The following is a 24834-nucleotide window of genomic DNA, read 5'->3' on the forward strand; positions in this document are numbered from 1 at the left end:
TCGGCGATCCGCGTTGCCCGCAGGGTGCTCGTGCGCCCGCGCGGTCAGCGCGTTTCGGCGTCGAAAGGGTTCGGGGAGCGGATTCTTCAATGAAGCTCAGACGGTGTCGACGCAGGGGTCCGTGATTCCTGCGAGGCCGAGAAATCAATGTCCACGTCCAATCATCCGCACCAAGAAGGACCCCGCGATGCGATGTCGGGGCACGAGTCCATCCTGACGCTCGCCCTGCTGACCCTCGCGACACTCGCAATCGGGCTACTCTTTGCGCTCGATCCGCGCTGGGGCTACGACGAGGCTTGGCACCTCTATCTGAGCAGCGTCTCGCCCTGGACCAAGGCGCTGGAAGAGAGCCTGGTCGACGCCCATCCGCCGCTGCATCATCTCCTGCTAGTGCCGATGGCCCGGTTCGGCCCGGATCCCTTCTGGTTCCGGCTGCCATCGGTCTTGGCCGCCGTCGCGACTGTTCCGCTCTGGTATCTGTTGCTGCGGCGTCTGCGTGTCGTCCCGGAGATGGCCTTGCTCGGGGTGGTGCTGCTGGTGACGAGCTTCGCCTTCCTCGAGCTTGCGGTCTCGGTGCGCTCCTCCAGCTTCGGACTGCTCTTCCTGACGGTCGGTCTGCTCGCTGCGACGACGCTCGTCCCGCGTGCAGGATCCGACACGACCGGTCTCGGGACTGGACCCAAACCGCAGCCGCTGATCGCGGCGTTGGGACTCACCATCGCCTTCGCCTTCATCTACTCGGCTCTCTTCGTGACCCTTGGTTTGATCCTCGCTTTGGCGCTGGTCTGGGCGGATCGAGCCGGACCCCGGCTGCGGCAGACGCTCAAATGGCTGCGGACCTGGCGCTTCTTGGATTGGACGGCACTCCTGGTCTGGGTGCTCGGATCACTCTCGGTCTTGTTGTGGTTCGCCGTCGGATACGGACGGGGTCTCGGTACGGCGCCGCCCGTGCACCTGGAATCCTTCATCCTGTGCGAGGGCGATTCGATCCTCGAATTCGCCTGGTGCGGCCTGGTCGGCAACGCCGGCTGGTTGATGCCGCAGTTCTCGGCGACGACGCTCGGGCAGACGCTCGCCGTGGCGGTTTTCTGGACGGCCGCGGCCCTCGTTCTTGCGTCCGCGTTGTGGCGGAGGGACAACGCCCGGTCCCTGATGGTTCTGGCCGCAGTGATCGCCACCGCGATGGTCTTTACGGCCGGTGTTGCCGGGGTCTATCCGTTCGGCGGACTCATGCGGCATCAGGTGATGCTGTTTCCGCTCTACCTGATCGTCATTGTCCTGGCGCTCGATGCCGGCTGGTCGCGGCTGCGCACGCCGCGTGCGCAGCAGGTTGTCGGATTCGCCATCGTGGGGTTTGCGTTGCTCGGGCTCTATCGCGCCAACGCACTGGACCCGGTCGGCGAGGCCCACACGGGCGGTATGCGCCCCGAGATCTCGGCCGCGCTCGCGTGTGATTCGGGCTCGACCCTTTATGTTGAAGGGCAGATGTTCTATCCCCTGTACGCCGCAGCCTATGCGAAGGGGATCGCATTCCGCACGACCCTGACCGAGCGAGACGGCGTGCCGATCGAGATCCCTTACGGAGCGGGTTGGTTCAATGGCCTGATCTCCCCTCGGGACTGGGATGTCTTCACGATGAAGGACGCTTGCGGAACGGACCGCACCCTCATCCGGGACCGCCGGCGTTGGACCTTGCCCGACGCCCCCGACGCACGGCTCGATTCACAGCTTGAGGCATTGAGGACGTCCCTCGGGGTCGAGTCTCCGCAGGTGATCCGACTGTCTCCCGAACCCGGTGCGACGTCGGCGGACGAGCCGCCCACGGCCCGCTGCCCGATTCGCCGTTAAACCGCGTCCAGAGCGAGATGCTCACTTTCGCGTGAGTTCGACGTTTGGTGCATCCACGGCCTTTAGCGGCGACGCGGTTTGGAACTTTATATTTTTTAATACCTTAAACCGCGCCGGCTCCGACAATTGTCGGAGCCGGCGCGGTCAAGCCAATCCAAGAAACTACGCATACCGCGCTGGGCGCGGTTTAGGTTCTTCTCACCTGAGATTTCTCTTGTAAGACGGATAGACGGCGTTGCGCGCCTTGGAAAAATTCGCGAACTCCATCGTGACGCTCGCCAGCTCGACGCCCGAAAAATCGGCGTTGGTCACGTCGGCACGGCGCAGGATGGCCCCCCCGAGAACGGCGTTGGTCAGGTCGACGTCCGTCAGGTTCGCATTGCGAAAATTGGTCTCCTGAGCCGAGACGCTACGCAGCTTGGATCCGCGCAGATCGGCGCCCTCGAAGTTGGCCAGATTGATGACGGTGAAGCCGCCGGGGAGTGCGCTGGTGAGGTCGGCTCCATGCATGCTGGCGCCCGCCAGATTGGCGTCGTTGAGGTGACAATCGCGCAGATCCGCGCCGCACAGATTCGCCTCGCGTAGATTGGCGCGGATAAAGAGTGCCTTGGGTGCGACCACGTGACAGAGATCGCTGCCTTGAAAGTCGGTGCCGCGCATGTCCGCATGGCCCAGGTTGGCGCCTCGCAGGTTGGCGCGTCTGACATCGGCATGACGCAGATCGGCGCGCTCGAGCTTGGCCTGCGACAGGTTTGCGCCGTTGAGGGTCGCCGCACGCGAGGGTCGCTCCGCGCCCAGGTGGGCCTGGGTGAGATCGGCGGCGCTGAGGTCGGCGTCGGTCAGGTCGGTCGCGACCAGGACGGCATCGGCCAGCCGTGCACCGCTCAGCAAGGCGCCGACCAGATCGCTGGACTCGAGGTTCGCACCCGAGAGATCGGCGCCGCGCAGATCCGCGCCGTTTAGTTGCATGTCGCGCAGGTCCGCACCCGCCAGGGTGTCCGCGTCGATTCGTTCGAGGACCTGTCCCGTCTCGCGATGCTTGATCTCGACCATCTCGTCCATCCTCCGCCGTTGTTGTGTTTTCGGTACCCGAATCGCCGCAGCCGACCCGCTCAATTTAACAGAAGCCGCCGAGTCGAGGGATGACCTTGCTCGGCCCTTCGTGTCTTGGATCCCGATCGATCGACAGTTTCGGACCCGATGGATACCATCGGCGGGCCTTACCGCGAATACCGCTCGGCGGGGCGGACGAGGCGTCGTGACGATCCTGATGCCCGAATCCGAGGCATGGGCTCGTAATGGCGCAAAGAACACAACGAAAACAGCGACGCTAGCCCAGCCGACGGCCGCGCCAACCAGGGCGCCCATCGGAACGACACCACCATCAGGAGCCACCATGAAGATCGAGACACTCGCGATTCACGCCGGATTTGCGCCGGACCCGACCACCAAGGCGGTCGCCACACCCATCTACCAGACCACCAGCTACGCCTTCGACGACACCCAGCACGGTGCCGATCTCTTCGACCTGAAGGTCGCCGGCAACATCTACACCCGCATCATGAATCCGACCAGCGACGTGCTGGAGCAGCGGGTGGCCGCTATGGAGGGCGGGGTCGGGGCCTTGGCGCTCGCCTCGGGCATGGCCGCGGTGACGGACGCCATCTTTACCATTGCCCAAGCCGGGGACAATCTGGTCGCGGTCTCGACCCTTTACGGCGGGAGCTACAACCTCTTCGCCCACACCTTGCCCCGACTCGGCATCCAGGTGCGCTTCGCTGCGCCCAACGACATCGACGGCATGGCCGCGCAGATCGACGACAAGACCAAGGCGGTCTTCTGCGAGTCCATCGGCAACCCCGCCGGCAACGTGGCCGATCTGCGCGCGATCTCGGACATGGCCCATGCCCACGGCGTGCCCGTCATTGTCGACAACACGGTGCCCACGCCCTATTTGTGCCGCCCATTCGAGCATGGTTGCGACATCGTCGTCCACGCCGCGACCAAATACATGGGTGGCCACGGGACTACGATCGGCGGCGTCCTGGTCGACTCGGGCAAATTCCCCTGGGCCGAGCATGCGAGCCGCTTTCCGATGCTCAACGAGCCCGACGTCTCCTATCACGGCGTGGTCTACACAGAGGCGCTCGGAGCAGCGGCCTACATCGCCCGCGCCCGCGTGGTGCCGTTGCGCAACATGGGCGCGGCCATCTCGCCCTTTAACAGCTTCCTGATCCTGCAAGGCATCGAGACGCTGCACGTGCGCATGGATCGGCACTGCGAGAACGCGATCGCGGTGGCCGAGTACCTCAAGGCCAAACCCCAGGTCGAATGGGTCCGCTATGCCGGCCTGCCCGACAGCCCGGATTACCCTCTCGTGCAGAAATACATGGACGGCGCCAAGGCCAGCTCCATCCTGTCCTTCGGCATCAAGGGCGGACGCGAGGCCGGTGCGCGCTTCATCGATGCGCTCAAGCTCACCGTGCGTCTGGTCAACATCGGCGATGCCAAGACGCTCGCCTGTCATCCGGCCACGACGACCCACCGCCAGCTCTCGCCAGAGGAGCTGGCCCGCGCCGGCGTCTCCGAGGATCTGATCCGTCTCTCGATCGGCATCGAGCATATCGACGACATCATCGCCGATCTGGAGCAGGCGCTGGCAGCGGCGGGTTAAACCGCGCCCAGTGCGGTATGTGATGTTTCTGATGGGATCGGTCCCGGCAGACTTCACGATCGCTGGAGTCGGCGCGGTTTAAGATTTTGAAAAATATATCATCTTAAACCGCGTCGGCTCCGATGTTGGTGGATACGATCAAGGCAGATGCAATCCGACCACCATCCAAATCACTCCGGACGCGCTTTAATCATGACGCGCATCACGACATGGTTCCCGCTCTGGGCCCTCTCGGGCGCGCTCTTCGCCTATCTCTTCCCGGAATCGCTCGTCGGACTCAAGCCGGCGATCCTGCCCCTGCTCGGGCTGGTGATGTTCGGGATGGGCGTCACCCTGACCCTGAACCAGTTCGCGGCTGTCCTGCGCCGCCCCGGTCTGGTCGGGCTCGGATTGGCGCTCCAATTCGGGGTGATGCCGCTCGCGGCTTGGTCGATCGGCATGGCGATGGGACTCCCGCCCGAGCTGCTGGCGGGTCTGATCCTGGTCGGGACGGCCCCTGGCGGGACGGCCTCCAACGTCGTCTGCTATCTCGCCAAGGGCGACGTTGCGCTCTCCATCACGCTCACGACCGCCTCGACGCTCGCCGCCGTGCTGCTGATGCCCGCCTTGACCTGGCTCTATCTCGGCGAGCGGGTCCCGGTTCCCGCCCTGGAGATGCTGATCTCCATCGCTCAGGTTGTTCTGGCCCCCGTCGCCATGGGGCTTGTCGTCAACCATTGGCTCGGAGCCCGGATCGGACCGCTCAAGGCCGTCTTCCCGCTGATCTCGGTCGCCGCCATCGTCCTCATCATCGCCATCATCGTCGCGCTGAACGCAGGCAACCTCGCGCATGTCGGCGCGGCACTGGTTATCGGGGTCATCCTGCACAACGGGATCGGGCTCGCCGCCGGCTACTGGATCGCGCGTCTGCTCGGCCAGGACGAGACCACGGCGCGCACGCTGGCGATCGAGGTCGGGATGCAGAACTCCGGGCTGGCCGTCGCGCTTGGGGTCAAGTTCTTCGGACCGGCTGCGGCCTTGCCGGGGGCTGTTTTTTCAATCTGGCACAACCTCTCCGGTGCCGCGCTGGCGTCCTGGTGGTCACGTCGCCCGCCGAGCGAGCAAGCGGAGCGGGCAGTAACCGAGCAGGTCACCTCCGATTGAGTTCTTTGCAGCTCAGAGTGGCGCAGCCCCGCGCCGGACGGGATGCCCTGGTTAATTCTGGCGCGGCATCGCTGCGATCTGCGCCTAGTCTTGGGCCTCGAAATCCATCGCTAACGCCGAGCACTCGCGAACCGGCCGGTTCCGTCCCCATCTAAACGGCATGAAAGAATCCGGCGCCGTGCCGGGTCTATTGAACGTGCGATCCGATGCCGAACGGCGAGGGCGCATCCCCGAGCACTGGAGACGATATGCTGATCAAGAAGCCCGCCGACATTCTTCCCTCCGAGATCACCCCGCAGCAGTTCTGGCAGCGACGACGTGAGTTCCTGAAGGCGTCCGCATCCGGGATCGGTCTCGCGGCGATCGGGCTGGCGGGCACAGCGCCGCATCGGGTGCTCGCCGGGGATACGATTCCGAATGTCCGCCCGAGTCCCTTCAGCACGGACGAGCCCCCGACCAGCCTTGAGGACATCACCAGCTACAACAATTTCTACGAGCTCGGCACGGACAAGACCGATCCGAAGGCCAACGCCAGGTTTCTCAAACCGCGCCCCTGGACGGTCACCGTCGACGGCGAATGTGCCGCGCCCGGCGAGATCGGCATCAAGGATATCCTCTCGTCCTTCACGCAGGAGGAGCGCATCTACCGGCTACGCTGTGTCGAGGCTTGGGCCATGGTGGTGCCCTGGGTCGGATTCCCGCTCGGTGATCTGATCAAACGCTTCGAACCGACCTCCAAGGCCAAGTATGTCGCCTTCGAGACGCTCTATGACCCCGAGCAGATGCCGGGACAGAAGCGTCGCGTGCTCGACTGGCCCTATCGCGAAGGGCTGCGCATGGACGAGGCTATGCACCCGCTGACGATCCTGTCTACCGGGCTTTACGGCGAGCTGCTGCCGAACCAGAACGGAGCGCCCTTGCGTCTCGTCGTCCCCTGGAAGTACGGGTTCAAGAGCATCAAGTCGATTGTGCGGATCAGCTTCACCGAGAAGGAGCCGCCGGCGACCTGGACCCGCATGCAAGCGAACGAGTACGGGTTCTATGCCAACGTCAATCCGGCCGTGGACCATCCGCGCTGGAGCCAGAAGACCCATCGCATGATCGGCGACGGCTGGTTGGCGAAGAAGCGCGAGACCTTGCCGTTCAACGGCTACGGCGACCAGGTGGCCGAGCTGTACGCGGGCATGGATTTGAAGCGCTTCTTTTGATGAGTCGAAACGACATGTCGGTCCGTTACGGTAAGCCGCTGGTGTTCCTGCTCTGCCTGGTGCCGCTCGGTGTCTTGATCGGGCGGGGGGCGAGCGGTGCGCTCGGGCCCAATCCGGTCGAGGCGATCACGCATTTCACCGGTGATTGGACCCTGCGACTCCTATTGGTAACGCTCGCGGTGACCCCTTTACGGCGTCTGACCGGGCAAGCCTGGCTCGTACGATTCCGCCGCATGCTGGGTCTGTTCGCCTTCTTCTATGCGGTCCTGCACTTCACGACCTACCTTTGGCTGGATCGGTTCTTCGACTTGGGGACCATCGCCGAGGATGTGCTCAAACGGCCCTACATCACGATCGGCTTCGCGGCCTTCGTCTTGATGGTGCCCTTGGCGATCACCTCCACCCAAGGCTGGATCCGCCGTCTCGGGCGGCGCTGGAAGACTTTGCATCGGGCTGTCTACGCTATTGGCGTGCTCGGCGTGCTGCACTACCTCTGGCTGGTGAAGGCGGATCTCTTGGAGCCCGCGATCTACGCGATCATCCTCGCGGTCTTGCTCGGCCTGCGCGTGCCCTGGGCCGATCTCTCCGCGCGGCTCCGCTCGGCAATGCGTCGGCGCTCCTGGATGGCTCCCGAACGCCGGTAAGATCGACTGATCATCGCTGGCTTTTCGAGGACCCGCCGGGGTCCGGTATCCGGCATAGCTGCTCGACCTGAAACGCGATGCGCTGAATCGAATCCGCCGTCAACGCAGGCTCGCCGTTGCGGGGCTTCAACATGAAGCGGCAAGTCTTGGGATTGATCGCAACAACATCGCTTGCCTTCGTCACCCTGACATACCAGCCGGGCAGGGCAATCACCGGCCGCGCAGCGACGGGGATTCCGGCGGACTTGGTGAGGCGCTCGGACAGCCAGCGTCCTTGGGCGCGTGCCTGCTCTGCTGTCTTCACATCCGTCCAACCGGGGAAAGTCAGGGCGGTTCCGTCGAAGGCCACTCGGGTCTGTTCGGCCGCCTTTCCTTGGGTGGACTTGAGTCGGTGCTTGGTCTCGACTGAAAAAACGCCGCCGGGGGCGACGACCACATGGTCGATGTTGAACCCGGGGGCCTGGATATCGTGCAGGACGCGCCCGCCACCGGCGATGATAGGCTCGAGGAGTTGAGCAGTCGCCAGCTCGCCATCGAGGCCCTCGGCGTATTTCTGCCGTTTTGCCGCCTGACGAACGATCTTCAAGGTCTGATAGGCGATAAAGGCGACGGCAATCCCGGCGTACACCCAGGGGATCCAAGGGCTCACTGATGGATCCGCGCTCGATTGCACCTGGTAGGTCGCCCAGAGGAGCAAAGGGACCCAGGAGACGACCATCAGATCTCCGTGCATATCGAGCGTAAGATCCTCAATGCGTTGCCGTAGCCCGAAGCCAGGGGTTCTGAGAAGCTCCGAGGTCAGAGGCGAACGCCGATTTCGGTTGCGCACGAACCGCTTCCAGGCGGTCAAGATCAGAACGACGATCAGCATGGGTATCAGCACCATCGCGATGATCAGCGCGATTCCCTGAATTGACTGGATCGATGACATGATCGGTATCCTTTCAGTCCTGCAGCAATAGCTCGAATTGTTCGGGTTCGGAGCGAAGTCCCGGTGCGGGTGATTGCGCCTCGGGTTCGAGATCCCCTTGCAGCCGGTCTGCTTCGAGCAGCCGCTTCAGCCGCTTCAGCCGCTTCAGCCGCTTCAAGGCAAGGTCGATGGTGCGCTGATGAACCGCGATCGCCGTCAACACCTCCTCGGGGGTACGGTTGTCGCGATCCGATCGGGCGCGCGGGTTGACGGCCTTGAGATCGAAGACGGCCGCGTCGATTGCATCCGCTTTGGCCTGGGCCTCGCGCGCGGCGCGCTCCGCAGCCGAGAGTCGGCTCAGGATTGGTTCGATCGTTTCGTTTGGCGCCTTGGCTCGCCGCAGCACGGCAAGCTCGCTCCGAATGGTGATGGCGAGAGCCTTCTGGCGTGCTGCCTCTTTGAGATGCGGCGCCATCTCCTCGCGCGCCTTCTCCCGTCGGGCCGCGATGTCGAGCGTCCAGGACAAGGGGCTCTCGCTGTCCGCCGTTCCGCGCGAGGCGAGCAGCCGTGCAAAGGTGGGGAAGGGCTGGCTCCGCGCCGCGTCGGCTGCCGGTATCGGCGTCGTGTCGATCGCCCCGCTATCCTCGGTCGATTCGGCCACGCCCTCCGCCAGAAGCCGGAGCAAACTGTCGGGCAGCTGGTCGTCGTCGAGCACGGCGCCGGTCTTGTCGAACCCGAAATGGGCCAGCGTCATCGGCTGCTTTTTGCCGACCTTCACCCCGGACAGATCGTAATACCAGATGCGTTCGGTCGGTCGGCCCTTCGTGAAGAACAGCAGATTCGTCTTGACGCCTGCGCCTGCAGTCGAGCGCCCGACCATCTGATAGAAGAGGATGGCCGAGTCGAGATAACGGAAGAAGCAGACGGCATTGAGGCGCTCGATATCGACACCGGTGGCGAACAGGTCGACGGTGCAGGCGATGAAACAGCGCTGACCCGAGCCGCGGAAGGTCTCTATCAGCTCGGACCCGCCTTGCTCGGTGCATTTGAAGGCATAGCGGTCCTTGGGGGTCTGCTCGTGCGTCTTGCAGCACTCGGCATAGCGGTTGTTGAGCTGCATGGCGACCCGGTCGGCGTGCAGGTCGCGGGTGCAGAAGACGATGACCTTTTGCTCCGGGCCGCCGTTCGCGCAGAGCTGCTCGAACAGGTCCTTGCACATGGCCGCGATCCGCTCCGGTATCACCAGGTCGTTGTCGAAGCGGGCGGCGTCGTATTTGGGCTTCAGCGCGTCGCGCTTCACCCGTTTGCCGGTGCGGATGTCGACGCCCTTCTTGAGAACCACCTCGGCGTCCGTGAAGGTCTCCCCGTCCAGGCTGACCGCGCGGCGCACGATCTCGCAGGCGGCCAGATAGCCGTCCTCCTGCGCCTGGATCAGGTCGTATTCGTAGACCGGCCGGCCGAAATAGGCCAGGTTGTTGGCGGTGATGTCTTGATCCTCGCGGCGTTGACGCTTGGGCTCGCGCAACGCGCGCGGGGTGGCGGTGAGCCCGATCTGGATGGCGTCTGGGTTGCGCTCCAGGACCACGCGCCAGCGGTTCCAGGCTGAACGGTGGCATTCGTCGATGATGATGACGCTGAAGCTGTTGGGCTCCGGATAGTGTCGGGTCAGAAAACTGGCGACATCCTTGGCGTCGTCGTCGAGCCCGAGCGTTTGATAGGTCGCGATCTGGATCCGGGCGTTGCGGGCGCTGTTCTCGCCGCGATCGGAGGTGACGATCCGTGCGCCGTCCTTGAAGACATTGCGCAGCTTGCCGAGGGCCTGCTGGCGGAGCTCGTCGCGATCGCAGAGGAGGAGCGCGGGCTTGGCGAGCCGTCCGGCCTGATTCAGACGGTGCAAAAGATTGGCGGCCACGATGGTCTTGCCGGACCCGGTTGCCAGGACCAGCAGGGCGCGTGCGGGCTGGCCGTCGCGCTCGCAGTGCAGGATCTTGGCGATGACGGCGCGGATGGCGGCGCTCTGATAGTAACGCGGGTTCTCGGCATAGGCCGGGCTGTCGGAGGTGAAGAGGAGGTTTGCCGCGGGCTCGCTCAAGTCGATGCCGGTGTCGCGGGCATAGCGCTCGGCCAGCTCGGCGTGGGTGGGGAAGAGATCGAAGTCGTGCGGGCCTGTCGTGAGGCCGCTGATCCTGTTGAATTCGCCGTAACGGTGGCCGTTGGTGGCGAAGACGTAATGGATGCTGAAGCGGCGGCAGTCCCCGTATCCCTTACCTTGCTCCATACCGCTCAAGGGATCGGCAGCCTCCCGCTTGGCCTCGATCAATCCGACCGGGAGCGGCGCGGGCATGGCGCCGATTTCGATGCAGATCAGATAGTCGGTTCGGCCCGGGACCTTGCGCCGACGCCCCTTGGGGCCTTCGATGTCGACCGGGGCGGGCGTCTCGAGCTTGAGGCGGGTGGGGTCGTCGTAGCCCTTGGCGCGCAGCTTGGGGTCGATGAGATAGAAGCGGGTCTCGGGCTCGTTGTAGGGCATTTCCGGTCCTTCGGCCGCGATGGGGTCACCCCCCGGTGGTTCATGTCGTCTCGTTCGCACCCGGCCAAAATTGATCGTCCATGATCTCGTCGAAGCTCCATGGATTCAGCGACGGAAACGCCGATTCCGCCAGTCCGGTCTCGTTCGCCGCAAGCAAGAAGGCATCGCCGTAGGCGGCCGACAGGATCTCGGGGAGCTTCGCTTTGAGGCTTGGATTGTCCGCCAAGTGACGGGCGATCTCGCGGCGCTGAATCTTGATGTTGCCGCGCCACGAGTTGCCTCGCAGCATCGGTTGCGCCTGCCATTTGAGCATGTGCATCAACAGGATGGCGAGTCGACTCAGGAGCTCCCTTTTCTCGCTGCGGCCCATGCTTTCGATCTCCTCGGCGATGTTCTCGATGTCGGCCGCCGCGAGACGACCGGCACGAAGCAATGCGGCCTGCTCGTTGGCCCAAGCGAAGAAATCTCGATCGTAGAGAGACATCGGGTTCTCCTGCTCTTTGCAATGTGCTTGTGATCCTAAACCGCGTCCAGCGCGATATGCTAAATTTTCGAGTGAGTTCGACGTTATGGTGCATCCACGGCCCTTAGCGGGGACGCGGTTTAAATTTAATTATTTTTTAATGTCTTAAACCGCGCCGCCTCAAGCGGTCGTCAAGTCTGCCGGGGCCGATCCCATCCAAAAACACTGCATTCCGCGCTGGGCGCGGTTTAAGCCGTATCGATCTCCGGGCGTACGCCGCCGATGGTCCGATGCTGATCCGGCGAAAGCAGCATGTAAAAGGCCGGCACCACGAAGAGCGTGAAGAGCGTGCCGATGCCCAGTCCGGTGATGATCACCAGCCCGATGTCGAAGCGGCTGACGGCGCCCGGGCCGGTGGCGATGAGGAGCGGGATCATCGCGACCAGCATCGAGACCGTCGTCATCAGGATGGGCCTGAGCCGAATCGCCGAGGCTTGCTCGACCGCCTCGCGTTTGGAGAGTCCCTCGCGCTCGCGCAGCTGGTTGGAGAACTCGACGATCAGGATGCCGTTCTTGGCGATCAGGCCGATGAGTGTGATGAGCCCGACCTGCGTGTAGATGTTGACGCTCGCGAATCCGAGGAAGAGGAAGGCGAGGGCGCCGGCGATGGTCAGCGGCACCGACATGAGGATGACGAAGGGGTCGCGCCAGCTCTCGAACTGGGCGGCCAGCACCAGATAGATGATCAGCAGCGACAGGAAGAAGGTGACCTCGAGCGCGGCTCCCTCGGTTTTGAACTGACGCGATTCGCCCTTGAAGTCCCAGCGCACGCCGCGCGGGAAGAGGGCGGATGCCTCCTGCTCCAGATAGGCGAGCGCCGCGCCCAAGGGGACGCCGGGCGTCATGACGCCGGAGAGGGTGATGGCGTTGAGCTGCTGGAATTGGACGCGCTTGGAGGGCTCGACCTGGTCGCGGATCTCGACCAAGGCCGACAGCGGGATCAGATCGCCCGCGGCGTTGCGGACATAAAAATCCTGCAACTTTCCGATATCGTTGCGGAAACGCTGTGCGACCTGAGGAATCACTTGATAGCTGCGGCCTTCGAGGCTGAACCAGTTCACATAGTCTTCGTTGAGCATCACCGAGAGGCTGCGGCCGAGATCGGCCATACTGATCCCCAGATCGCCGGCGAGATCGCGATCGACCTCGAGGACGGTGCGGGGCCGCTCGTACTTGATGTCCTTGCTCAGAAACATGAAGTTGCCGCTGGCCATCGCCTTGCCGAGCAGCTGGTCGGCGAGCCCGTCGAGCTCGGCGACGGGGCGATCGGAGAGGACGACGAACTCGACCGGAATCCCGTTGCCGGGTGTCGGCAGGCTCGGCCGGGGGAAGACGACCGTCTCCATCCCGGTGATCTCGCCGAGCATGCCTTGGAGCTGCGGTTGGATCTCCATCTGGCCGCGCTCGCGCTCCGAGGGCGGGTACATCTTGAACCCGCCGAAGGTCATGCTCTGGTCGCCGCCCATGCCGGCGATGATGAAGCTCTCCTCATGCTCGGGAAAGGACTCGAAGATGGGCAGCATCTCGTCGATGTAGCGCAGGTTCAGGTCGACGGTCGCGGTCTGGGGCGTGGTGCCCATGAAGAAGAGGATGCTCTGATCCTCGGTCGGTGCCAGCTCCTTCTTGGTCATGCTGTACATACCGTAGATGGCGGCCAGGATGACGATGGCGACCAGGAGCGTGACCCCCGGATACCTGAGCCAGCCGTGCAGCAAACGCCGATAACCCTCTGCGAGCTCGGTGAAGACGTGCTCGACGCCGCGCTCGAAGCGGCTCTGATCGCTGCCGGCACGCAGGACGTGCCCGGCCAGCATCGGCGACAGGGTCAGGGCAACGATTCCCGAGACCACCACGGCCCCGGCAAGGGTGAAGGCGAACTCGGTGAAGAGCGAGCCGACCAGCCCTCCCATGAAGCCGATGGGCGCGTAGACGGCCGCCAGCGTCAGGGTCATGGCGATGATGGGCATGGCCAGCTCGCGCGCACCGTCGATCGCCGCCTGCGTGCCGCTCTTGCCCATCTCCAGATGGCGGTGGACGTTCTCGACCACGATGATGGCGTCGTCCACTACCAGACCGATGGCCAAGACCATCGCGAGCAAGGTCAAGAGGTTGATGGAGAAACCGAAGAGGAGCATGAGGAAGCCGGCGCCGACGATCGACAGGGGCACGGCGACCGACGGCACCAAGGCCGCACGGATCGAGCCGAGCGACAGGAAGATGACGAGCAGCACGATCAGCACCGCCTCGGCGAGCGTCTTGAAGACCTCCTTGATGGATTCCTCGATGAACTCGCTGGCGTCGTAAGGCACGAACGCCTTGAGCCCTTCAGGGAACTGGGTCTCGAGCTCGGGCATCAGGTCCTGCACCCGTCCCGCCACCTCGAGCGGATTGGAGCCGGGCGCGGGCTCGATGCCGATGAAGATGGCCGGGATGCCCTTGTAGAGCGTCGCGGAATCATAGGTCTTGGCACCCATCTCCACCTCGGCGATGTCGTCGAGACGGATCAGGGTGTCGTCTTGGGTGCGCACGACCAGGCGCTGGAAGTCCTCCACGCGGCTGACGTCCGTGGTCGCGGAGAGGTCGATCTGGACCTGATCCCCGCGCAGGCGCCCGATGCCGGCGAGATAGTTGTTCTCGGCGAGCACGCGGGCGACGTCGTCGCCGCTCACGCCGAGCGAGGCCATGCGTGCGGGGTCGAGCCAGATGCGCATCGCAAAGGTCTGGTCGCCGAAGATCTCCGCCTTGGCAATGCCTTCAAGGGCTTGGAGCTGGGGCTGCACGACGCGGATCAGGTAGTCCGTGATCTGCGGGAGCGTCATCTCCTCGCTGTAGAAGGCGAGGTACATGAGTGCCGTGGAGTCGCCGGTCGTGGAGTCGATGACCGGGTTCTGCGCGGCTTCGGGCAGGACGTTGAGGCGGCTGGCGACCTTCGCCTGGATCTCGGCGACGGCCGCGTTGGGGTCATAGTTGAGGCGCATGTTCGCCTCGATGACCGAGAGCCCGGCCGTGCTGGTGCCGACCAGATACTCGATTCCGTTGGCCTCGGCGATCGCCTGCTGCAGCGGGGTCGTGATGAAGCCCTGGACCAGATCGCTGCTGGCGCCGGGGTAGGCGGTGGTGATGGTCACCACGGTGTTCTGGGTCTCGGGGTACTGGCGGATCTCCAGATCCATGAAGGCGCGGATGCCGAGGATGAAGATCAGCAGGCTGACCACGGTCGCAAGGACCGGGCGGTGGATGAAGATGTCGGTGAACTTCATCTCGCCGCGTCCTCGGAATCAGGTTCGGGCGCGCGCTCGGAGGTGTCCGCCGCCGGCGCATCCTGTTGCGCATCGACGATCCGGACCTCCTGCGCGTTGCCGAGCTTCACTTGGCCGGAGGAGACGACGCGCTCACCCGCGACGAGTCCCTCGAGCACCGCGATCTCTTCCCCGCGCACGGCGCCGGTGCGCACTTGGCGGCGCTCGACAAGGGTCTTGCCGTCCTCCTCTCGGACGACGAAGACCGCGTCCCCGTAGGTGTTGAAGGCGATGGCCTCGCGCGGGATGGTCAACACCGCCTCCTCGCGCGGCAAGAGCGTCGCCACGCGGGCGAACATGCCGGGGCGAAGCGCCAGATCCGGATTGCTCAGGCCCGCACGGACACGGACGTTGCGCGTGCCTCGGTCGATCCCGGGGCTGATGACCTGGATGACCCCGTCGAAGGTCCGATCCGGATGCGCGGAGACGCGCACCTGCACCTGTTGCCCGACCGAGAGGAGTCCCAGGTGCCGCTCGGGGAGTGCGTAGTCGACATAAATGGGGTCGAGGGTCTGGAGCGGGACGATCGGCGAGCCTTCGGCGAGGAACTGCCCGAGGTCGATCCGACGGATGCCGAGTTGTCCGTCGAACGGCGCGCGGATGGTCTTCTTCTCGATCGTCGCCTGCTTGGCCTTCACCTGTGCGCGGGCCTGATCGAGCTGCGCGCTGATCTCGTCGAAGTCGCCTTGGGCGACGGCCCGGCCCTTGAGCAGCGAGCGGTTGCGCTCGACCTTGATCTGCGCCAGCCGCTCCGCGGCCTGCAGTCCCTCCAGGTCTGCTCGGTCGACGTCATCGGCGAGCCGGACCAGGATATCGCCTTCTTTGACCGTGGCACCCGATTCGAAGGTGATTGCCGTGACCTGTCCGGCTACCTCGTTGTTGACCTCGACGCCTTGGATCGCCTGAAGGCTACCGACCGCCTCCAGGGTCGGCTCCCAGGCCGTCGTCTCGACCGTCACGGCGTTCACCGTCGGCGCCGGCATGGGCTGCGAGAACATGGCGATTTCGGACTGGATCTGACTGTACTTGACGTAGGCGAGGGCGCCGATCACTGCGGCCAGCACCATCAACACAAGCAGGATACGGACGAACATGGGCGAGCTGTGCCTCTAGCTGTGGAAACGCCGTTGAGTTGATATCGGGTCGTTTGTAAACCGGATTCGGGGCTCGGCCGGACGCCCGATCCGAAATCCGATCCGATATAGTCAGCCCAACAGGACCTGTTTCGCCTCGTTGATCTTCGCGGCCAGATAGTCCGAGCCGCCGCGGTCCGGATGCAGTCGCTGGATCAGTCGCCGATGCGCGCCGCGAACCTCTTGCGGACCGGCGTCCGGGCCGATCCCGAGGATGGCGCGGGCCTCCTCCGGCTGCATCTGCTCGATTGGTGAGTGCGGTATCTCGGCGTGCCGGCGGCGCGGTGACTCCGCGGTCTTGCGTCCGCGCTCCCGATCGAGATAAACCTCCAATGCTTCGGCCGACTCGGGGTCGCTCGCATAGCAGGTCTCGAGCATCTCTACGAGATCCTCGGTCGGCACCTGATCGAGCGACCGCCCGGCGTGCGGTCCGGCCAGTACCTCGCCGCCGATTCGGCCCGAGAGGTGGTCGATGACGAGCAGGACCCAGCGCGTCGCAACGCGGGACTGGGTCGCGCCTTGGTAATGATTCGCGCCCTTCAACTCGCGAACCCACATGGCGGTGGCGCCCGCAACGGCGCTCGGCATCAGGATGAAATTGACCACAGGCACCATGCTCAGCATGGCCGCAGAAGCGCCGAAACCAAGGCTCATCCCGCGCTGTCGACCGAGACGCCGACGCATCTCCCGAAACTTCATCCCGTGGTTTCCCATCGGATAATCCGAATACTGAACCGCAAGCACCCAGGCAATGTAGAGAAACCAGAGGATCTGTCCGACGACTGGAACAAACAGCAGGAGAAGGAAAGGAATTGCCAAAACCACGGCATAGAGAAGCTTTTTGATTTCGTCGATGAGCGTCGGCAAGCTCTCTGCAATTACGCTTGCGAATGAGCTCCCCTGATCGAGCGGGCGTCCCGTGAGCATCCGCTCGACTTTTTCGGCCAAGAGGCTGTTGAAGGGCGACGCGATGAGGTTGGCCACCAGGGCAAAGAGGTTGAAGACAACGACGAGCAGGACCAAGACAAACATGGGCCAAAGGATCCAGTCCAGCCAGCCCAGCCAGCTCGGAAGACGCGCGTCGAGGGTGGCGAGGAAGTGCTCGAACAGACGCACGCCCAGGGCGATGGCCGCCGAGAAGATCAGGATGTTGACCGCGAGCGGGATCACGACGAACCGCCGCAACCCGGGTCGGGCGATCAGCCGGATGCCTTCGAGCAGATATTCGGCACCTGAGAGAGGGTTGGTTGCCATAGGGATCACGGATGGCCGCAGCCTTTAACTAATCGGTTGAGTGCGAGACCGGATCCCCGATCCACGGGTCGGCACGGGCGTCGGAGCACGTCTCGGCGGGCCGGCGACATCCGCAGCAGTATATCCGGGGCGCCCGGTACGCGGCAGTCGATCCGCGTATCCCCGCGACGATCGATAGGGAGTTTAGGCGCCTGGGTCTGCCGATGAGCCGTTCGCTTGCCTGACCGGGCGTGCGGCTCTCCGAGCCGGAGCCCGAGCGCGACATCTTCGTGGCACGGCCGATCGCGGCTCGATTGTGGTTCTCCCTTGAACCCGCGCGCCTATTCAGGCAGCCTAAGCAGGTTTTATGACCAAATCCATTTTTTAACCGTCCCACACGAGGATCAACCTGATGAAAGAGGTCGTGGCCACGCTCGCACCAGCACGAGCAAAACTGGCGACTATCGATATCGGTAAGACGTCCGTCTGGACCGTGGCCGTTGTGACTGTTGTCGGAACCCTGTACGTCACGCTCGCCGACCCTTTCGCGGAACCAGCGCCACTCTCCCCGATTCAAGTCGCCGCCAATCTCGTCCCGATCGGGACTGTGACCGTGACGGCGCCGCCCGAATCGGTGGCTCCGGCTTCGGCTGCCGCGTCTGAGCCTGCGTCGAGCGATGCCCAATCGGCGCCTGCGTCCGAGCCGGTAGCGCCAGCCGCTGCCGTCGAGGCGATACCGGAGCCCGAGGCCGTTCCTTCGCAGGCGGCCGGCGCGCCGCATTTCGCGCCTCTGCCGGCAACGCCCGCAGCCAGCGATGCTCGGCCCGCGCCTGAGGCCGAGACATCGGTGGAAGCTCCCGCCGAGGAGGCACCGGCGAAGCTTGAGGCCGCTCCGTCGCCGGTCGCCGGCGCAAGCCATTTCGCGCCTTTGCCGGTTGCTCCCGCGGCGGCGCCTGCATCCGCTCCGGTGGAGGACTCTCCTGAGGTCGAGCCCGCTTCCGAAGCTGTCCCGGAGGCCGAGGCCCTGTTGTCGACGCCTGCTTCCGAGTCGGACGCCGAGGTATCCGCCGAGCCGGCCCAGGAGGCGCCCGCATCTCCCGCGCCTCTCCCGCCGAAAGAGTACCGGATGCCGCATTTTGCCCCTCTGCCGGGGTCGGCTACGACCGCTCGGCCGAGCGCCGAGGCGGCCCCCGATCTGGCCCATCCCTCGCTTCCGGCCATTCCGGATGTGCCTGCTCCGGTCGGCTCGGCCCCGTCGACTGCTGCACCCATCGTCGAGGAGCCTGCGGCCGCTCCGGCCATGTCCGAGGCTCCGGCTGCGCCCGTCGAGTCTGCCGAGTCCGTCGCGCCTGCCGAACCCGCGTCGGCGCCCCCCGAGTCCCTCATCGAGGTTCCGGTGGTTGTGGCGCCGGTGGAGGTCGAACCTGTCTCCGAGCCTTCCCCGGCAACGACGCCGGTGGCCGAGGTGCAGACGGTCGAGGCCGAGGTCGTCGAGGCGCCGGCTCCTTCCGAGCCCGCGGCCGTGCCGAGTCAGCCGGCGGTGGAAGCTCCATCAGCGCCTGTTGCGGCAGAGGCGCCCGCCTTGACTCCGGCCCCCGCAGAGCCACCTGCGGCGACTGCACCGTCGAATGAGCCGGCCGCTGTCGCTCCGGTGGTGTCCGATCCGGTTGCGCCTGCTCCGGTTGCGCCTGCTCCGGCAACGGGGGCGGCTCGGACGACACCGCCCGTCGTCGAGCCGATGCCGCGTTGGATGAATCACTTTAGTCCCATGCGTTAGGCCGGGATCCCCGCACCGGACCCGCTCGAGGGGCCGGTGCGGACCTTAGCCCGCCAGGCGCGCAACGGCGCGGCCGCGAGGCCGGAATCGCCCCGAGGTTCCTGAGCGCCATCGCACGCCTGCGAACGCACAAGCCCCCGAAAACACGGAGAATGTGATGGAAAAGCCACAACTCAAGAAGACGGTGACCGGAGTCGTCAAGTTGTACGACCCACGGACCTGGCGCGAGAAGGGGCTCTGGTGGACAGCGGGGTTGTTCGTCGTGACCTACCTTATTGTGATCGCGATCCTCGCGATTTTCTGGTCACGTTCGCCGGCGACCTTCGACATCCAGGAGAAGGCAGCGAGCTTGGCCGGCGCGAACGGGGCCGATGCGGCGCAACTCATGACCGGCAGCTATACAACCGCAGCCGCTATCGGTATCGCCGAGACGCTTTTGAACAAACCCGGCGGCTATCTGAGCAACGATATGACCCCGCCGGGCGTCCTTCTCGACAACATCCCGAATTGGGAATTCGGTGCCCTCACCGAGCTGCGGGACTTGTCCCGAGCGATGCGCAACGAGTTTTCCCGCTCCCAGACCCAATCGGTCGAGGACAAGGATCTTCAGGTGGCCGAGCCGCAATTCAGCTACGATTCCGAGTCCTGGATCCTTCCGTCGACCGAGTCCGAATATCGCACCGGCATTGCTGCCATGTACCGGTATTTCGAACGTCTCAGCGACGGCAATGCCTCGGACGGGCAGTTTTTCGCGCGATCCGACAATCTGAGATCCTATCTCGCGGTGGCGGAGAAACGTCTGGGCAGCCTGGCGCAGCGTCTCTCCTACGCCGTCGGGCAAGCGCATTTGGATACGTCGCTCGCGGGTGACCCGAGCGCTCGACAGGCACGTCCGGGCGCGGGCGTAACAGAGAACAAGACCCCGTGGATGGAGATCGACGACGTCTTCTTCGAGGCACGCGGCTATACCTGGGCCTTACTGCACACCCTGGAAGCCCTGTCGATCGATTTCGAAAAGGTGCTGGAAGACAAGAACGCGCTGGTCTCCCTCCAGCAGATCATCCGCGAGCTCGAGAACACCCAAAACCCGATCTGGAGCCCGATGATCCTCAACGGCACCGGATTCGGTCCGATGGGTAATCATTCCCTCGTGATGGCGTCCTACATCTCGCGTGCGAACGCGGCGATCATCGATCTCCGGAGTCTCTTGGAGAAAGGCTGAGCGCCGCGCGCGGGAGCAGCGGGATCCGACGGTCGGGGTCTCAGGACCTCGGCAGGATGATCCCGCTCGAGCGAAGGTAGGCGATCACCTCGTCGGCCAGCACATCCGGCGAGCTCCGCCCGGCATGGAGCTGCAGTTCCGGCGCGGTCGGTTCTTCGTACGGATCATCGATCCCGGTGAAGCCCTTGATCTCGCCTGCACGTGCCTTTTTGTAAAGCCCCTTTGGGTCGCGTGTCTCGCAGATCTCGATGGGCGTGTCGACGAAGACCTCGATAAAGTCGCCCTCCGGCATGGCGCGCCGGACCCGCTCGCGGTCCGCGCGATAGGGACTGATAAAGGCGGTCAGGGCGATGATGCCGGCTTGCGCAAAGAGGTGTGCGACCGCGCCGATGCGTCGGATGTTCTCTTCGCGATCGATCGCGGAGAATCCGAGGCCAAAACGCTGCGCGAACTCCTCGCCATGAACATCGCGGAGCATGGCCGGGCCTGCGTTGAGGGCGTGGCGGACATTATCTCCGTCCAGTACCGCACTGTGGATCCCCAGCTGGTGGAGTCGATGGTCCAGCGTATTGGCGATCGTGCTCTTTCCCGAGCCGCTGAGCCCGGTGAACCAGAGCACGCAGCCCTTGTGTCCTTTCATCATTTCGCGATCCACGCGAGAGACCTGATGTTCGTGCCAGGTCACATTGGTGTCGTTCATGGTCTATCCTCGAGGTTTTTTTTAGGGTTAACAGCCCAAGAAGGCAAAAATAATGCCGTGTACGCGAGGCCGGGAGCGCGGCGGACTGGATATCGGTCGATGCGATGCAGCGGTTCGGGACGCCCGGTACGGTCGACCTCGCGGTGACCTCTAGGCGGACGGCTCGCGAGTACAGGCGAGCCGGAGAATCGCGTCTGCGGTCTCAAAATCGATCCGAGCGCCCGAGGTCAGGTTCCGGGCACGCGGGGCATCGAGAACCGTTTCTCGACGGTGCCGCCGCAGCCGACGATGCATTCCTCGTACTGAATCGTGCAGATCGTCATCTCCGCAGCCGGACAGGTGTCGGGCCTGACGCAGAGCGCCCCCGGCGTGGCGAGACAGGTCTCGTGATCCGCCGACAGCCGCTCGTAATGCATCCGACACTCGTCCTCGCGCACGCGTTGGCGCTGCTCGCACTGGCCTCGGCTCAGGTCACAGCTCGCCACGCAAGCCTGTGCTCGCGGGTCGGTGGGCGTGATCAGCTGTCGTTCCTGCAGGTGATTGGTGCATCCGGCGGCGGCAAGAAACGCCAGGACGCCGATCAAAAGGTGTGGAGCGCGCGCGGAAAGGATCCAGGATGCCATCGGTGATCTCGCGTTGGTCAAGAAGGCGATTGTCGTCTGCGCAAGCGGCGACCGAGAAGATAAAGCAGCGCACCGTTGATGCCGACGCCGATTGCAAGCAAGGCAAGATTGAGTGCGGCGGAGCTGATTCCCAGCAGGCCGCTGACCTGACTTACGAACAGGCTCCATGGTAGCGCAAAGAGCACGAGAAATATCCCGGACGATGGATCGCTGCCGAACAGCAACAGGGCGATTGCACCGACCGATACGGCCAAATAAAGGGCGATGAGGGTCCGCATCGCCGCCGGGATCTCGGCGTGCGCGGCACTGGCCTTACGGGGGGCTTGTGGCATGATAACCTCCTGCCGATTCGAGGATTGAACGCCGACGATCATCGGGCAGAGCCGGGCCGGTACTGGGCCCATCCGACCAAACCATTCGATCGACCCGACCGATCACCCGATCGATCGACGACGGGCCGTGGAGAGACGCAGATGAGCAAGGGCGAAGACAAGAAGAAGGAAGCCAAGAAGCAGCCGCTGAAGAACATGAAGGAGAAGCGGGCCGAGAAGAAGGCCAAGAAAACCGGCCGAAGCGGCTGAGCCCCGGGGGTCCTGCATCGTCGGGATCCGACGCCATTTCCGGATCAAATCCGCGCCGGAGGTTCGCTGCTGATTGCTGCGTCTTCCGGCGCATCCGGCTCGGCGCTTGCGCAGGGAAAGACCACGAGATGGTCCGCTTCGAGTCGGATCCCGATGTCATCCCCGACCGCATGTTGATGATGGCTCGGGACCAAACAGAGCACCTCCGTTCCGCTCGCCAACCTGAGCTGATAGAGATACTCGGCACCTCGAAACGCCCGTTCGATCACGACCGCGCGCCTCGGGCTGGTCTCGTCGTACAGCATATCGTCGGGTCGGATCAACACCTCCGCCGCCGTTCCCGGTGCCAGACCATGCGGCTTGCTCCCGGCGACGCGCCCGAGCTCCGTCTTCACGCGTGTCTCGTCGACCACGACGGCCGGGAGCAACACGCCTTGGCCGATGAAATCGGCGACGAAGCGATCCGCCGGCTCATGGTAGAGCCCGAATCCGGTTCCCCATTGTCGAATGCTGCCGTTTGCGATCACCCCGATCTGATCGGCCATCGCGAAGGCCTCGAGTTGGTCATGCGTGACCAGGATCGCCGTCACGCCCTCGCGTCTGAGTAAATCCCGCACCTCGCGCGCCAGCTGCTCGCGCAGCTCCGCGTCCATGCTGGAAAAGGGCTCGTCCAGCAAAAGGATGTCGGGGCGCGGCGCCATGGCCCGGGCGAGGGCGACCCGCTGCTGCATCCCTCCGGAGAGCTCGTGCGGATACTGGGATGCCGCGTGGCGCAGGTCGACCAGTTCCAGGAGCTCTGCGATGCGCCGCTCGCGCTCGACGCGCCTGAGTCCGCGCAGTCCGAACCCGACGTTGCGTGCCACCGTGAGATGGGGAAACAAGGCGAAGTCCTGAAAGACCATGCCGACCCGACGTTGCTCCGGGGGGAGGGTATTGCCGGGTACCGAGACACGCCGCCCGTGCAACAGGACCTCGCCGCCGCTGACGGGCTCGAACCCGGCGATGGCACGCAGCAAGGTCGTTTTGCCGCAGCCGCTCGGCCCGAGCAGACACCCGATGATGCCTTGCTCGAGGACGAAGGACACATCGCGCACGATCGTGGTGTCACCGTAGGCGACGCTGACGTCTCTGACCTCAAGCTGTGTCGGCATTGCGGGACTTGGTGATGGAACGGCTCAGCAGGATAACCGGAACCAAGCCTGCAAGCACGATTGTCAATGCGGCAGGCGCGGTGTCCGCCAGGCGCTCGTCGGAGGCCAACTCGTACGCGCGTACCGCGAGTGTGTTGAAATTGAAAGGTCGCAGGATCAAGGTCGCCGGGAGCTCCTTGAGCACGTCGACGAAGACCAAGAGCACCGCGGTGAGCAGGCTGCCCCTGAGCATCGGGATGTGGATGCGCCGCAACACCTGCCCGGGCCGATAGCCCATGGCACGACCGGCCTCGTCCATCGACGGCCGGATCCGTCCGAGCCCCGCCTCGACCGTCTGAAGCGCAACGGCCAGAAAGCGCGTCAGGTAGGCGAAGATCAGCGCGGCCAGGGTCCCGCTCAACAACAAACCGGTCGAGACATCGAAGCTACGGCGCATCCAGGCATCCAGGGTGTTGTCGAACCAGGCGAAGGGGATGATGACACCGATGGCGATGACGGTGCCGGGCACGGCGTAGCCCAGACCGGCGACCTTCACGGCTCCGGTCACGGCACGCGTCGGATGCAGACGTTTGCCGTAGCCCAGCACCAAGGCCAGCAGCAAGGCGATCAACGCGGCGATCGCCGCGAGCTCGAGGCTGTTGCGCACCAATCGCCAGAAGGCTGCATCGTAGGCTCCCTCGGCGATCGTCAGTGCCCAGATGGCGAGTTGTCCGGCGGGGACCAGGAACCCGAGCATCAGCGGCAAGGCGCAGAAGAGGATCGCCGCGACGGCGCGCCAGCCGGTGAGGTGGTAGCGGCGGATCGATTGATGCCGTCGGCCGGTGTCGTGGTAACGGGCCTGGCTGCGTGAGATCCGCTCCAACGCGATCAGCACCAGGACGAAGCCGAGCAGCATCGCCGAGAGTTGGGCGGCGGCTGCGGCGTTGTTCAGACCGAACCAGGTGCGGAAGATCCCGGTCGTGAAGGTTTGGACGCCGAAATACTGGACCGTACCGTAATCGGCTAGGGTCTCCATCAGGGCCAGGGTCAGGCCGGCGACGATGGCGGGACGCGCCAGGGGCAAGGCGACCGAAAAGAAGGTGCGCCAGGGGCCGTTGCCGAGTGTGCGACTGACGTCCAGCACGCACAACGACTGACCGAGAAAGGCGGCTCGGCTGAGCAGATAGACGTAAGGGTAGAGGACCAGGGCGAGCATCAGGGCGGCCCCTTCGAGCGAGCGGATCTCGGGAAACCAGTAGTCTCCGAAACCCCATCCGGTCCAGTCGCGGAGGGTACTTTGAACCGGTCCGGCGAAATCCAGCATGCCGGTGTAGGTGTAGGCGATGATGTAGGCGGGCATCGCCATGGGCAGGATCAGGGCCCACTCGAACAGGCCGCGTCCCGGGAAGCGACACATGCTGGTCAGCCAGGCCGTGCCGACGCCGCCGATCAGGGTTCCGAGGGCGACTCCGAGCATCAACAGCAGCGTGTTGATCACATAGTCGGCGAGGACCGTGTCGACGAGATGCTGCCAGACATCGCCGGCGGGAACCAGGACGAAGCCGACGATCACCAGCACCGGCAGGCCGGTCAAGAGCGCGATCGCGACGATGCTCGCCGACCAAAACCCCCGGCGCTCATGCGTGCTCACGATCG

General features: G+C 64.5%; 19 protein-coding genes. 7 read left to right on the plus strand and 12 right to left on the minus strand.

Going from position 1 to position 24834, the window contains the following annotated elements; all coding sequences use genetic code 11:
- Window positions 1-147 precede the first annotated feature (147 nt).
- Window positions 148-1848 carry a glycosyltransferase family protein gene (locus BLV04_RS16625; RefSeq protein WP_093034697.1) on the plus strand — a complete coding sequence of 567 codons (1701 nt, stop codon included), beginning with the start codon at window positions 148-150 and terminating at the stop codon, window positions 1846-1848.
- A gap of 198 nt (window positions 1849-2046) precedes the next feature.
- Here the strand turns inward: BLV04_RS16625 and BLV04_RS16630 are convergent, their stop codons facing one another.
- Window positions 2047-2901, minus strand: coding sequence for a pentapeptide repeat-containing protein (locus BLV04_RS16630; RefSeq protein WP_093034930.1), 855 nt, complete (start codon window positions 2899-2901; stop codon window positions 2047-2049).
- A gap of 343 nt (window positions 2902-3244) precedes the next feature.
- Here BLV04_RS16630 and BLV04_RS16635 point away from each other — a divergent pair, with 343 nt between their 5' ends.
- The 4 genes from BLV04_RS16635 (at window position 3245) to msrQ (ending at window position 7517) form a co-directional block, all read left to right on the plus strand.
- On the plus strand, window positions 3245-4522 hold the full coding sequence (locus tag BLV04_RS16635) for an O-acetylhomoserine aminocarboxypropyltransferase/cysteine synthase family protein (RefSeq protein WP_093034700.1): 1278 nt from the start codon (window positions 3245-3247) through the stop codon (window positions 4520-4522).
- 192 nt (window positions 4523-4714) lie between these two features.
- Window positions 4715-5665 (plus strand): bile acid:sodium symporter family protein, encoded by a 951-nt coding sequence (locus BLV04_RS16640; protein WP_281241858.1) that lies wholly within the window; start codon window positions 4715-4717, stop codon window positions 5663-5665.
- Between the two features lie 248 nt (window positions 5666-5913).
- Window positions 5914-6873: a protein-methionine-sulfoxide reductase catalytic subunit MsrP gene (gene msrP, locus BLV04_RS16645; RefSeq protein ID WP_093034702.1), complete on the plus strand. Its 960-nt coding sequence runs from the start codon at window positions 5914-5916 to the stop codon at window positions 6871-6873.
- Window positions 6873-7517, plus strand: a complete 645-nt coding sequence (gene msrQ / locus BLV04_RS16650; RefSeq protein ID WP_093034705.1) for a protein-methionine-sulfoxide reductase heme-binding subunit MsrQ — start codon at window positions 6873-6875, stop codon at window positions 7515-7517. Before msrP ends, msrQ begins: the two co-directional genes overlap by 1 nt.
- 10 nt (window positions 7518-7527) lie before the next feature.
- On the opposite strand, the gene BLV04_RS16655 is transcribed toward msrQ, so the two are convergent.
- From BLV04_RS16655 to cysZ, 6 genes are all read right to left on the minus strand, one after another.
- On the minus strand, window positions 7528-8448 hold the full coding sequence (locus BLV04_RS16655; RefSeq protein ID WP_093034708.1) for a nuclease-related domain-containing protein: 921 nt from the start codon (window positions 8446-8448) through the stop codon (window positions 7528-7530).
- A gap of 13 nt (window positions 8449-8461) precedes the next feature.
- Window positions 8462-10957 (minus strand): DEAD/DEAH box helicase family protein, encoded by a 2496-nt coding sequence (locus tag BLV04_RS16660; protein WP_093034711.1) that lies wholly within the window; start codon window positions 10955-10957, stop codon window positions 8462-8464.
- 40 nt (window positions 10958-10997) lie between these two features.
- On the minus strand, window positions 10998-11441 hold the full coding sequence (locus BLV04_RS16665; protein ID WP_093034713.1) for a DUF29 domain-containing protein: 444 nt from the start codon (window positions 11439-11441) through the stop codon (window positions 10998-11000).
- A 227-nt stretch (window positions 11442-11668) separates the two neighbouring features.
- A complete protein-coding gene (locus BLV04_RS16670; protein WP_093034716.1) occupies window positions 11669-14740 on the minus strand; it encodes an efflux RND transporter permease subunit in 3072 nt (1023 codons plus the stop codon).
- Complete coding sequence (locus BLV04_RS16675; protein ID WP_093034719.1) at window positions 14737-15873, minus strand: efflux RND transporter periplasmic adaptor subunit; 1137 nt, start codon at window positions 15871-15873, stop codon at window positions 14737-14739. Before BLV04_RS16675 ends, BLV04_RS16670 begins: the two co-directional genes overlap by 4 nt.
- A gap of 111 nt (window positions 15874-15984) precedes the next feature.
- Window positions 15985-17166: a sulfate transporter CysZ gene (gene cysZ, locus BLV04_RS16680; RefSeq protein ID WP_093034721.1), complete on the minus strand. Its 1182-nt coding sequence runs from the start codon at window positions 17164-17166 to the stop codon at window positions 15985-15987.
- A 391-nt stretch (window positions 17167-17557) separates the two neighbouring features.
- Between cysZ and BLV04_RS16685 the strand changes: the two genes are divergently transcribed.
- Together BLV04_RS16685 and BLV04_RS16690 are read left to right on the plus strand one after the other, a co-directional pair.
- A complete protein-coding gene (locus BLV04_RS16685; protein WP_093034723.1) occupies window positions 17558-18922 on the plus strand; it encodes a hypothetical protein in 1365 nt (454 codons plus the stop codon).
- Between the two features lie 157 nt (window positions 18923-19079).
- Complete coding sequence (locus BLV04_RS16690) at window positions 19080-20144, plus strand: DUF2333 family protein (protein WP_093034725.1); 1065 nt, start codon at window positions 19080-19082, stop codon at window positions 20142-20144.
- Between the two features lie 40 nt (window positions 20145-20184).
- Here the strand turns inward: BLV04_RS16690 and cysC are convergent, their stop codons facing one another.
- The 5 genes from cysC to BLV04_RS16720 form a co-directional block, all read right to left on the minus strand.
- Window positions 20185-20844: an adenylyl-sulfate kinase gene (gene cysC / locus BLV04_RS16695; protein ID WP_093034727.1), complete on the minus strand. Its 660-nt coding sequence runs from the start codon at window positions 20842-20844 to the stop codon at window positions 20185-20187.
- Between the two features lie 227 nt (window positions 20845-21071).
- Window positions 21072-21467, minus strand: coding sequence for an Aq_678 family protein (locus BLV04_RS16700; RefSeq protein WP_093034729.1), 396 nt, complete (start codon window positions 21465-21467; stop codon window positions 21072-21074).
- A 17-nt stretch (window positions 21468-21484) separates the two neighbouring features.
- Window positions 21485-21841 carry an SCO4225 family membrane protein gene (locus BLV04_RS16705; RefSeq protein WP_093034732.1) on the minus strand — a complete coding sequence of 119 codons (357 nt, stop codon included), beginning with the start codon at window positions 21839-21841 and terminating at the stop codon, window positions 21485-21487.
- Window positions 21842-22092: 251 nt separating this feature from the next.
- Entirely contained in the window at window positions 22093-23199 is a 1107-nt protein-coding gene (locus tag BLV04_RS16715; protein ID WP_093034738.1) for an ABC transporter ATP-binding protein, read from the minus strand.
- Window positions 23183-24829, minus strand: a complete 1647-nt coding sequence (locus BLV04_RS16720) for an ABC transporter permease (protein WP_093034741.1) — start codon at window positions 24827-24829, stop codon at window positions 23183-23185. The genes BLV04_RS16715 and BLV04_RS16720 overlap by 17 nt, the downstream gene beginning before the upstream one ends.
- Window positions 24830-24834 lie beyond the last annotated feature (5 nt).

The sequence above is a fragment of the Thiocapsa roseopersicina genome (assembly GCF_900106925.1).
In the GTDB taxonomy this organism is placed as follows: Bacteria; Pseudomonadota; Gammaproteobacteria; order Chromatiales; family Chromatiaceae; genus Thiocapsa; species Thiocapsa roseopersicina.